Below are 9,572 nucleotides of genomic sequence, written 5' to 3'. Positions count from 1 at the left end.
ACATCGACCACCACCAGGATGATCTACCACAACACCACTAACTGCCGTTGCAGTACTAACCCCGTTGTCCGTTCGCGGCCGCGTGGTCGGACTTGATCGCCTTCAGCAGGCGCACCACGGGTGCGAGCTCGTCGATCTCCCGGCGACAGGGCGTGCACATCCGCGCGTGCCTGCCGAACTCGGCGTGTTCGTGCGGGTCGAGGATGCCGAGCAGGTAGCTGGCCGCTGTGGTGGTGAACGGGCACCTTCGCGCCACGGGTCCTCCCGCCGAGCATCGCCAGTACTACGAACATCCATAGTAGGACAGAGTCCCGTGTCGCGGTAGCGGTCACTGGCCCGGGGCGGGCTGAACCGACCCCCCGGTGCGGGACTGCGGCTGGCGCCCGGCCAGCATGTCGTCGAGAACCCCACCGAGCAGCGGTGCGTCGGTCTCGCCGGTGATCTTGGCGACGATGGTGCCGGAGCGGTCGATGAAGAATGTCTCGGGAATCCCGAAGACACCGAAGTCCATCGCGGTGCGGGACCCCGGGTCCGTGACGTATTGGTACTCCCGGCCGCGCCCCAGCTCGTTCAGGAAGTCGACGGCGGGCCGGCGCTGGTCCTGGTAACTGATCCCGACGAAGGTGACCCCCGACTCGGCATAGGTGTCGGCGGCGGCGGTGAGGACCGGTTGCTCGGCCCGGCACGGAACGCACCACGAGGCCCAGAAGTTCACCACGACGATCCGCCCGCGCAGCGAGGAGAGCGCCAATTCACCATCCCGTTCGAGGTAGGGAAGCGTGGAATCCGGGGCAGGCTTGCCGACCAGCGGTGTGTCGACCAAGGTCGAGTCCTTGCCGAGGCCGGTGCCCAGGATCGCGCCGACGGCGATCGTGACGACGGCGATGGCAAGCGCGGCCCAGCGCAGCCACCGCATCGTCGAGGTGCGCGGGTCGTCGGTGTCCGCCGGAGTGCTCATCGGCCTGCCTTTCCGAGTTCCCGCCGCGCGGTGTCCGCGAGCGCGGCGACGTCCTGCTGGGCGGAAGCGCTCAACCCGGGGCGCTGCCGCAGCTGGTCGAGCGTGCGCAAGGCGGCTTCGGGGTCGTTGCGCTGGAACAGTTCGACGTTCGCCTGGATCCACAGCGCGGTCGCCGCGGCGTCGGCGTCCGCGGGGAGCGAGGGCGTGGCCGCCGGCATGGGCATCGGCATGGCAGAGGTGGTCTGCATGACCTCATTGCCGGTGACAAACCCGTTCTGCGGGCGTTGCTGGACCGAATCGGGCAGGACGATCAGGGCGGCGACGGCCGCGAGCAGCATGGTCCCCAGGTAGGCCAGCGCCCGGGTGCGGGTTCCGCGGCTGCCCCCGCCGCTGTTCGGCGACCGCTCTCGCAGCTCGTCGAGCCGAGCCATTGCGTCGATCGCTGCGCGTTCGTACTCTGAGCGGAGCAGTTGGGCGGGGCCGGGCGGGATCTCACCCGCTCGGACTTGCTCGTCCAGCGCGACGAGGTCGCGCACCGCTTGGTCGCGCTCTTCCTCGGCTTGTTCGTGTTCACGGCTCACAACAGATCCTCGCGTCGGTACTTCCCGCGCGCATCCGCCACGGCCCGCGCGACCTGCTGCCGTTGTTCCTCAGGCAGGAACGGCGAGGGCTGGTGCCGGCGGCTCAGCGCGAGCACCACGACACCGGCGAGGCCGGCGAGCACCCCGACGGCCGGCAGCAGCCACAGCAGCAGGGTGCGGCCGTGCGCGGGCGGGTCGAGCAGCACCCAGTCCCCGTACCGGGCCCTGAAGTAGTCGACGACCTCCTGATCGCTACGGCCGGCCGTGACCTGCTCCTGCACGGCCTGACGCATGGCGGTGGCGGTCTCGGACGGCGATTCCGCGATCGAGACGCTCTTGCAGACCGGGCAGCGCAGGCGTTGCTCGAGCTGGTAGGCGCGGTCGCCCGGGGTGTCCGGTGCGGTCAGCAGCTGGACCGCCACCACGCCCAGCAGGGTCAGGACACCGGCCAGGCACGCGAGGCTGATGAGCTTTCTACGCACTTGCGGTCGTCTCCTCCGCGGGGGAGCGGTCTCCGGATTTCGGCCGGTGACGCCGATCGGTCAGCGCCCACAGCCCTCCGGCGGCCATGAGGAAGCCACCTGCCCACAGCCAGGACATCAGGGGATAGCGGTAGAAGTTGACCGTGATCGTGTCTGGGGTCAGCTGGGCGAGTGCCACGTAGATGTCCCGGCCCGGGGTGCTCCAGACGCTCGGGATGCCGACGGCCTGGGGCTGGTTGGTGAAGGATTCCAGCTTCGGCGTGGCCGTCCAGGCAAGCTCCCCCTCCGAGTGGAAGGACAGGTGGGCGTCCCGCTGGACGCGATCCGGCTCGGTGTGCTGCTCGGTGCGGTCGAACGTGACGGTGTAGCCGCCGAACTCGGTGCTTTCCCCCGGATCGAGGGTCACGGTGGTGCGCGTCGCGGTGGCTCCGGCGACCGCGATCGCCACCGCCACCACCGCGACCCCGATGTGGGCGAGCTGACCGCCCCAGTAGGCCCGCTGGCCGCTGATCAGCCGCCACAGTCCGGACGGCCGCCGGTTCGGCGCCGTTGCGAGCAGGTGCCTGATTGCGGCGGCGACGATGGTGACGGCCAGTAAGACCACGACGACGACCCCGACCGAGCGGATTCCCGCGAGCGTGACCGTCGCGGCGGCGGCGCTGCCGGCCAGGAGCGGCCATCGCATCCTGCTCCACAACAGAGGCGGCGTGGCCCATCGGTAGGGCGTGAACGGCCCGGCACCCATCGCCAGCAGCAGCGCGAAGGACAGGGGCACAGCCATCCGGTCGAAGAACGGGCGCCCGACCGAGACCTGGTTGCCCGTGAACGCCTCCACGAAGATCGGGTAGACCGTGCCGAGTAGGACGACGAAGGCGAACAGGCACAACAGGAGGTTGTTGAGCAGGAACAGCCCTTCCCGGCTGGCCAGCCGCAGCGACCGGGTCCGGTTCGCGACGGCCTCGCCGCGCAGGGCGAACAGCGTGAACCCGCCCACCAGCACCACGATGAAGAAGCCCAGCAGCGCCGGACCGACGCCGGATTGCGTGAATGAGTGCACCGAGGCGACCACCGACGAACGGGTCAGGAAGGTGCCCAGGATGGTCAGCCCGAACGTGGCCAGGGCCAGGACGAAGTTCCACGCCTGCAGCATCCCGCGCTTGACCTGTACCACGGCGGAGTGTATGAACGCGGTCGCCACGAGCCATGGGATGAACGCGGCGTTCTCGACCGGGTCCCAGGCCCAGTAGCCGCCCCAGCCGAGGACCTCGTAGGACCACCACGCGCCCACGACCAGCCCGGCGGTGAGGAAGCTCCACGCCACCAGGTTCGCCCGCCGGGTGCGGACCAGCCAGTCGACGCCCGCCCGGCGGATCACCAGGGCGGACATGGCGTAGGCGAAGGAGACCGTGAACCCGACGAATCCGAGGTAGAGCAGCGGCGGGTGGATCGCGACCATGATGTCGTTGCGCAGCAGGGGGTTCGGTCCCGGTCCGTCTGCGGGCGGGTCGGGCAGGATCTCGAACGGGTTGGCCACCGTCGTGATCAGACCGAAGAAGAACGCGGCGACCAGGCCCATGAATCCCAGCGCGCCGGTGCCCAGCCGGTCGGTGGTGTCGGTGATCTTCCGCCCGGCGAACAGGACGTACCCGGCGAGGATCACGGCCCACAGGACGATGCTGCCGTCCAGCGCCGACCAGGCACTGGTGATCGTGTACAGCAGCGGCGTGGCGCGTGAGTGGGTCTCGGCCACGTAGGACATCGTGAAGTCGTCGGTCAGCAGCGCCGTTTCCAGCGCGATCATCGACAGTGCCGCGCCCACTGCCATCAACGTCGTCGCGGTGCGCAGCTGGCTCACCCGGACCCGGTCCGGATGCCGCTGCGCCCGGAACCCGTACAGGGCCAGCACCAAGGACGCGGCCAGACCGAGCAGCGCACCGGCCCAGCCCGCAGCGGGCAGGGTGTACTTCATCGTGGATCACCACCGCTGGGTGCCGGGGATGTCGACGGCGCGGGTGGCCGGTAGTTCTCGTCGTGCTTGACGATCATGGTGTCGGAGACGAACTCCCGGCCCCTCCAGGCGCCTTCCACGACCACACCGATCCCGGGCTGGAAGAGCTGCGCGACCGGTCCGGTGTGCAGCACGGTGATCGCGGGGCTGTTGGGCGTGATGTCGGAGGCGACGACGAACTCGAGCCCACCGGGGATGCGCTCCTCGCTGCCCGGGCGGACGAACCCGCCGAGCTGGAAGCGCCGGCCGTCCGGGTAGTCGCCGTGCTTGGCGATCGCCTCCGCGGGCGTCAGGTAGTAGACGAGGTTGCCGTTGAGGTTGCCGAACAGCAGAACACCGACCAGGACGGCCACGATGCCTATGCCCGACACGGCGAGCAGGCGGTAGCGCTTCACCGGTGCCGCTCCCGTTCCCGTCGGATCGCGGCGGCGTGCAGCACGAGTTTCACCGTGTAGCCCGCCAGGGAGCCGAATGCGATCAGGAACCCGACCACCACCCAGGCCCATTCGGACATCGTTCACCGGCCTTCCAGCCGGGGAGCGCGGACGGCTCCGCCGGCGAGTTCACGATCCTCGGCCGCGCGGGACGCGGCGAGATCCTCTTCGAGCACCGACAACCGGATGCGGGCGCGCAGCAGCATCGCCGCGACGGCGGTGAAGGCCGCGACGTTGAGCAGGAGCACCAGCAACATCCGGTGGTCGATCGTCGGATCCCCCGGTTTGAGCACCGTGGGCGGCTGGTGCAGGGCGCGCCACCACACGACGGACATGTGCACGATCGGCACCTGCACCAGGGCCACGATGCCGAGCACGGCCGACCGTCGCGCGCGCGCCACCGGATCCAGCGTGCCGCGGCGCAAGGCGAGGTAACCGAGGTAGACGAAGAACATCAGCGCCGTCGTCACCAGGCGCGGGTCCCAGGTCCACCACACACCCCACACCGGTTTGCCCCACCACGAGCCGAGCACGATCGTCAGGCCGGTGAACAGCACGCCCAGTTCCGCACTCGCGGCCGCCGCGCGGTCGAACCGGTCCCGGCGCCGCCACAGCCACAGGCCGCTGAGCACGCCGGTCAGGGCGAAGCACAGATACGCGACCCACGCGGTCGGCACGTGCACGTACATCAACCGCTGGTACTCGCCCTGCACGCGGTCCGGTGGTGCGACGACCGCGCCGACCAGGCCGGCCGCCAGCAGGATCCCGGTCGCGACGGGCAGACGACGTCCGAGCAGGGTCATGCGCTTTCCTCCACAGCGTTCGCGCTCAGCAGCAGCGCCAGCCACCCGATCGCCGCCGTCGTGACCTGGACCAGCAGCCACAGCCACGGCATGCGCCCGTAGGACACGGCCTGCAAGGTCTCGGTGGCCCCTAGGAGCAGCGGTAGTGCCAGCGGGCAGACCAGGACGGGACCGAGGCTGCTGCGGCCGGCGAAGCCGTGGACCAGCGTCCCGGCGAGCGTGCCCAGAGCGGCCAGGCCCGCGGCCGTGAGCACCATGACCACCGGCAACCACGTCCCCCCGGAGAGGTCGGGCTGGTAGAGGCCGATCGCGACCGGCAGCAGCAGGGTTTCGAACAGCAGCAGTACGACCGCGCTCGCGGCGGCTCGCCCGGCCGCGCGCGCCGCCGCCGGCACCCCGGCCAGGCGCAGCATCGACAGGTGGCCCGCCGAGTCGCTCGCCGTCTGCCGCAGTGTCACGAGCACGCCGAACAACAGCACGACCACCCAGTACATCCCCATGCCGATCCCGGCGAGCAGGGGGCGGTCGGGGCCCACGGCCAGCGGCACCAGCAACAACGCCACGGCGCCGAACGGGGTGATGATCCACAGCACTTCGCCGCCCCGGGCCTCGATCCGCAGTTCGGCCCGGGCCACCTCGCACGCCTGTCGCAGTGGGCTGGGAGTCATCGCGGGCCCTCCGACACCATTCCGGTTCCGGCGGGAACGAGGCGCCCCGCGTCCAGTTCCAGAAGCCGGTCGGCCAGCGATGCCAGCCGCGGCGAATCGTGTGACACGATCACGACGGCCCCGCCCCGGGCCCGGACTCCTTGAGCCACGAGGTCCACGAGCCCGAACGACGACCGGTCGAGGCCGGCGTGGGGTTCGTCGAGCAACAGCAGGGATGGCTCAGTCACCAGGATCCGGGCGAGATCCGCTCGGCGGCGCATCCCCTGGGAACACTGCTCGGCGCGCCGCCCGGCGGCACGCGCGAGCCCGGCGACGTCGAGTGCCTCCCGCGCCTGCTCGTCTGGCCTCCCGGTCAGCACGGCCAGGTACCGCAGGTTCTCCGCCAGGGTCAGCCGCGGGTGCAGACCGGAATCGTGGCCCACCAGGCCGATCGACGGCCGTACCCCGTGCACGGCCGCGGAGCTGAGCCGCGCACCCAGCACGCTGCCGCCACCGGCGGTCGGCGGAAGCAGCGTGGCGAGCACTCTGAGGAGAGTGCTCTTGCCGGAGCCGTTGGGGCCCAGGATCCCGACGACCTCACCGGCGCCCACGACGAGATCGAGCCCTCGCAGGACCGGCGTGCGACCGAGGTCGACGCCCAGTTCCGCGACGGTGACCACCGCCTCCAAGCCACCTACTATCATCACTCGTAGACTACAAGCCCGGTGTCAGTGGCGGTGACGCCCCCGTCCGGCCAGGCTTTACGAACGAGCAGACAGGTTTTGTCGAGTGGAGTTGTACGCCTCACTGTCGTGGGCGGTGCTCGCCGGGGTGGTCTCGTTCACGTCGCCGTGCGCGCTGCCGCTGTTGCCCGGATACGTGTCCTACATCTCCGGCGTAGGCAGGCCCTCGGAAGTGGGTGCGCCGGCCGTGGTGACGAAACGGCGCGTGGGAGCCGCGTCGTTGCTGTTCATCGTGGGCTTCTCGGCGGTGTTCGTGGCCCTGGGAGCGACATCGTCGGCGCTCGGGCTGTTGCTGGCCCAGCAGCGCCAGGCGCTCACGGTGGTCGGTGGTGTCCTGGTGATCGTGATGGGGCTGCTCACACTGGGCGTGGTGCGGATTCCGTTGCTGCACCGGGAGGTCCGCTTCGATCTGCGCCGGGTACGCAGCGGTCCGGGCGGAGCGGTCGTGCTCGGGGCGGCGTTCGCGCTCGGGTGGACACCGTGCGTGGGGCCGGTGCTGGCCTCGATCCTCGCGACCGCGGCCAGCACCGCCACCGTGGGAACCGGGGCGCTGTTGCTGCTCGCCTACTCCGTGGGACTCGGCGTGCCGTTCGTCCTCGTCGCCGCCGGCATCGCGCGGGGGCAGCGCGGACTGGGATGGCTGCGCAAGCACACCCGCAAGATTGAGATCATCGGCGGGGTGCTGTTGATCGCGATGGGGATCGCGATGCTCACCGGGGGATGGACGCAGTTGATGGGCCGGATGCTCGCGGTGTTCGCGCGTCTGGGCTGGCCCCCGGTGTGACCTGCGCCGGAAGGTCGACCGGGCAGGTGCGGCGTCGCCACCGCATCAGGACCGCGGCCATGAGGGCGAGCAGTGACAGGCCCGCCAGCACGGGCTGAACGGGCGCCCACACACCGAGGGCGCCGGAAATGCCCAGCAGTGCCACGACGATCTTGTTGCACACCGGGCAGCCGACGGCGAACACCGCCGCCGTGACCGCGCCCAGCACGCCGCCGCGCCCACGAACATCACCGGTGGGGCGGGGTATGGCGACCCACAACCCGGCCAGCAGGGCGGTGAGGACCAGCACCGGTGGTTCCCACCAGCGGACCGGCGTCATCCGGGTGAACAACGCCGTGTCGATGACGTCGGTCGGCACACCGACGGCGAGGGCGCTCACCGTCGCCGCACCCGCAGGCGGCGCCCATCGCCGAATGTGCCTACTCCACATAGGACACCACCGTCATCATGCCTGCTTCTCCGTGGTAGATGTTGTGGCAGTGAGTGAGCCACTGGCCGGGGTTGTTGGCGTCGAAGTCGACTTCGACCGTCTCGCGGGGAAGGACGATCACCGTGTCCTTGCGGGGGCCCTTCCCGTTCGCGCCGCGCACCTGGAAGGTGTGGCCGTGCAGGTGCATGGGGTGGAACATGTCCGAGTCGTTGACGAATCGCAGCCGGACCCGCTGCCCCTGCTGGATGGGCAGACCCGATTGGGGGTCGAACGGCCTGCCGTTGATCGTCCAGTCGTACTTCTCGCCCGGTCCCGCCAGCGTCAGGTCGTGCGTGACGTCGGGCTTCTTGTCCGGCAGGGTGACGCCGGGCGCAGCGGTGAAGTCGGCGACGGTGGCGATCCCAGACATCTTCAGCTGTGCGACCGCGGCGTCGTTCGCGGTGCCCGCCCGGCTCGCCCCGGAATGGAGCAGGACCTGGGCGTAAGGTGCTTCCTTGCCCTCCGGGATCGCGAGGACGGGAACGCCCTGCTCCGGAACGGTGATGATCGCGTCGATCCGTTCTCCCATGCCGAGCAGCACGGAGTCGACGCCGCCGGGGGCCACGACGGGGAAACCGTCGGTGTGCGTGACGTGCATCGCGACTCCCGGGACGCCGACGCGGAACGCGGTGTCCCCGCCGGCGTTGATCAACCGGAGACGGATCCGCTGGCCGGCCCTGCCTTCGAAGCTCGTGGGTGCGCTCGCGATCCGGCCGTTGGCCAGCATGTACGGATAGCTCACGTCGCCGGCATCGCCGCCCAGCACATTGGACTTGCCCACGCCGGTCATCCCCGGCATCGCGCCGTGCCCCATCTCGGGCATGGCGGAGTCGGTCGCCCCGCCCATCACCATGCCGTTCTTCCGCAGGTTGTCCAGCACGGCGTCGGGATCGGTGCCCGTTCCGTCGAGCCAGTCGTCGAGCACGATCACCAGTTCGCTGTCGTAATTTGCGCCCGCTTCGGGGTCCTCGACGATGAGCGGAGCGTACAAACCGCGATCCAGCTGGACGCCCACGTGCGGGTGGAACCAGTACGTGCCCGCGTCGGGCACCGCGAACTCGTAGGTGAAGTTCCCCTCGGGTGCGACAGCGGCCTGAGTCACGTCCGGTACGCCGTCCATGTCGTTGCGCAGCGCCAGCCCGTGCCAGTGGATGGAGGTCGGCTGGGGGAGCCGGTTGGTCAGCAGCGCGTGCAGGACCTCGCCCCGTTTGACCCGGATTTCCCTTCCGGGCAGGGAGTCACCGAAGGTCCAGGTCTTCACCTGCACGCCGCCGAGGTCGACCTCGCTCAGCACCGCGTCGAGAGTCACCGACTGGACGTTCGCGTTGCCCGCGCGCCGGGCCTGCTCCGCCTGTGCCACCAGGGGAGAGGTCGGCCCGATCTTCGCCCCTGAACTGGAGTTCCCACCCGAAGAGCACGCGGCCAAGCCGACCGCCGCGGTCGCGCCGGCTCCCAGCGCGAGAAAGCCGCGCCGGCTCATGCGACGTCCCAGGAACAGGGGCTGGTGCTCGGAAGGTGTCATGACTCCCTCGGCTGATCGGCTCGATCTACGAACATCCATAGTATAAGTTTGCGCGCGACCGCCGTCGCCGCTTGCTGCTTCACCGCTCGCTCGCGTTGTCCTGGTCGTGGTCGCCCGGGATGACCGCGTCGGTGAGGGCCT

13 protein-coding genes are annotated in these 9,572 nt (G+C 70.1%); 1 reads left to right on the top strand and 12 read right to left on the bottom strand.

The genetic code is table 11. The features are described from left to right. Positions 1 to 55: 55 nt before the first annotated feature. From L2C96_RS43620 to L2C96_RS43580, 10 genes are all read right to left on the bottom strand, one after another. Positions 56 to 256 (bottom strand): hypothetical protein, encoded by a 201-nt coding sequence (locus L2C96_RS43620; protein ID WP_237340257.1) that lies wholly within the window; start codon positions 254 to 256, stop codon positions 56 to 58. 72 nt (positions 257 to 328) lie between these two features. Next, positions 329 to 958, bottom strand: coding sequence for a TlpA family protein disulfide reductase (locus tag L2C96_RS43615; RefSeq protein WP_237340256.1), 630 nt, complete (start codon positions 956 to 958; stop codon positions 329 to 331). Continuing rightward, the gene (locus L2C96_RS43610; RefSeq protein ID WP_237340255.1) at positions 955 to 1,539 is read right to left on the bottom strand and encodes a hypothetical protein; all 585 of its coding nucleotides are present in this window, start codon (positions 1,537 to 1,539) and stop codon (positions 955 to 957) included. The genes L2C96_RS43615 and L2C96_RS43610 overlap by 4 nt, the downstream gene beginning before the upstream one ends. Then, positions 1,536 to 2,021, bottom strand: a complete 486-nt coding sequence (locus L2C96_RS43605; protein ID WP_237340254.1) for a cytochrome c-type biogenesis protein — start codon at positions 2,019 to 2,021, stop codon at positions 1,536 to 1,538. The genes L2C96_RS43610 and L2C96_RS43605 overlap by 4 nt, the downstream gene beginning before the upstream one ends. Next, a complete protein-coding gene (locus L2C96_RS43600) occupies positions 2,014 to 3,990 on the bottom strand; it encodes a heme lyase CcmF/NrfE family subunit (RefSeq protein ID WP_237340253.1) in 1,977 nt (658 codons plus the stop codon). The genes L2C96_RS43605 and L2C96_RS43600 overlap by 8 nt, the downstream gene beginning before the upstream one ends. Next, a complete protein-coding gene (locus L2C96_RS43595) occupies positions 3,987 to 4,424 on the bottom strand; it encodes a cytochrome c maturation protein CcmE (RefSeq protein WP_237340252.1) in 438 nt (145 codons plus the stop codon). The genes L2C96_RS43600 and L2C96_RS43595 overlap by 4 nt, the downstream gene beginning before the upstream one ends. Continuing rightward, positions 4,421 to 4,543: a hypothetical protein gene (locus L2C96_RS44915; RefSeq protein WP_272884102.1), complete on the bottom strand. Its 123-nt coding sequence runs from the start codon at positions 4,541 to 4,543 to the stop codon at positions 4,421 to 4,423. Before L2C96_RS44915 ends, L2C96_RS43595 begins: the two co-directional genes overlap by 4 nt. Positions 4,544 to 4,546: 3 nt before the next feature. Further along, on the bottom strand, positions 4,547 to 5,266 hold the full coding sequence (ccsA, locus tag L2C96_RS43590) for a cytochrome c biogenesis protein CcsA (protein ID WP_237340251.1): 720 nt from the start codon (positions 5,264 to 5,266) through the stop codon (positions 4,547 to 4,549). Beyond that, complete coding sequence (locus L2C96_RS43585; protein WP_237340250.1) at positions 5,263 to 5,934, bottom strand: heme exporter protein CcmB; 672 nt, start codon at positions 5,932 to 5,934, stop codon at positions 5,263 to 5,265. The genes ccsA and L2C96_RS43585 overlap by 4 nt, the downstream gene beginning before the upstream one ends. Next, positions 5,931 to 6,617: an ABC transporter ATP-binding protein gene (locus L2C96_RS43580; RefSeq protein WP_237340249.1), complete on the bottom strand. Its 687-nt coding sequence runs from the start codon at positions 6,615 to 6,617 to the stop codon at positions 5,931 to 5,933. Before L2C96_RS43580 ends, L2C96_RS43585 begins: the two co-directional genes overlap by 4 nt. An 85-nt stretch (positions 6,618 to 6,702) precedes the next feature. On the opposite strand from L2C96_RS43580, the gene L2C96_RS43575 reads away from it, so the two are divergent. Continuing rightward, positions 6,703 to 7,440, top strand: a complete 738-nt coding sequence (locus tag L2C96_RS43575; protein WP_237340248.1) for a cytochrome c biogenesis CcdA family protein — start codon at positions 6,703 to 6,705, stop codon at positions 7,438 to 7,440. On the opposite strand, the gene L2C96_RS43570 is transcribed toward L2C96_RS43575, so the two are convergent. Both L2C96_RS43570 and L2C96_RS43565 read right to left on the bottom strand, forming a co-directional pair. Beyond that, complete coding sequence (locus tag L2C96_RS43570) at positions 7,367 to 7,819, bottom strand: hypothetical protein (protein ID WP_237340247.1); 453 nt, start codon at positions 7,817 to 7,819, stop codon at positions 7,367 to 7,369. The two genes, L2C96_RS43575 and L2C96_RS43570, sit on opposite strands and share 74 nt — an antisense overlap. Positions 7,820 to 7,859: 40 nt before the next feature. Beyond that, the gene (locus L2C96_RS43565; RefSeq protein WP_237340246.1) at positions 7,860 to 9,431 is read right to left on the bottom strand and encodes a multicopper oxidase family protein; all 1,572 of its coding nucleotides are present in this window, start codon (positions 9,429 to 9,431) and stop codon (positions 7,860 to 7,862) included. Positions 9,432 to 9,572 lie beyond the last annotated feature (141 nt).

The organism is Amycolatopsis tucumanensis, assembly GCF_021654135.1.
GTDB lineage: Bacteria > Actinomycetota > Actinomycetes > Mycobacteriales > Pseudonocardiaceae > Amycolatopsis_E > Amycolatopsis_E tucumanensis.
Note: the sequence above shows the minus strand (reverse complement) of the source record. Positions and strands in the feature narration are given on the sequence as shown.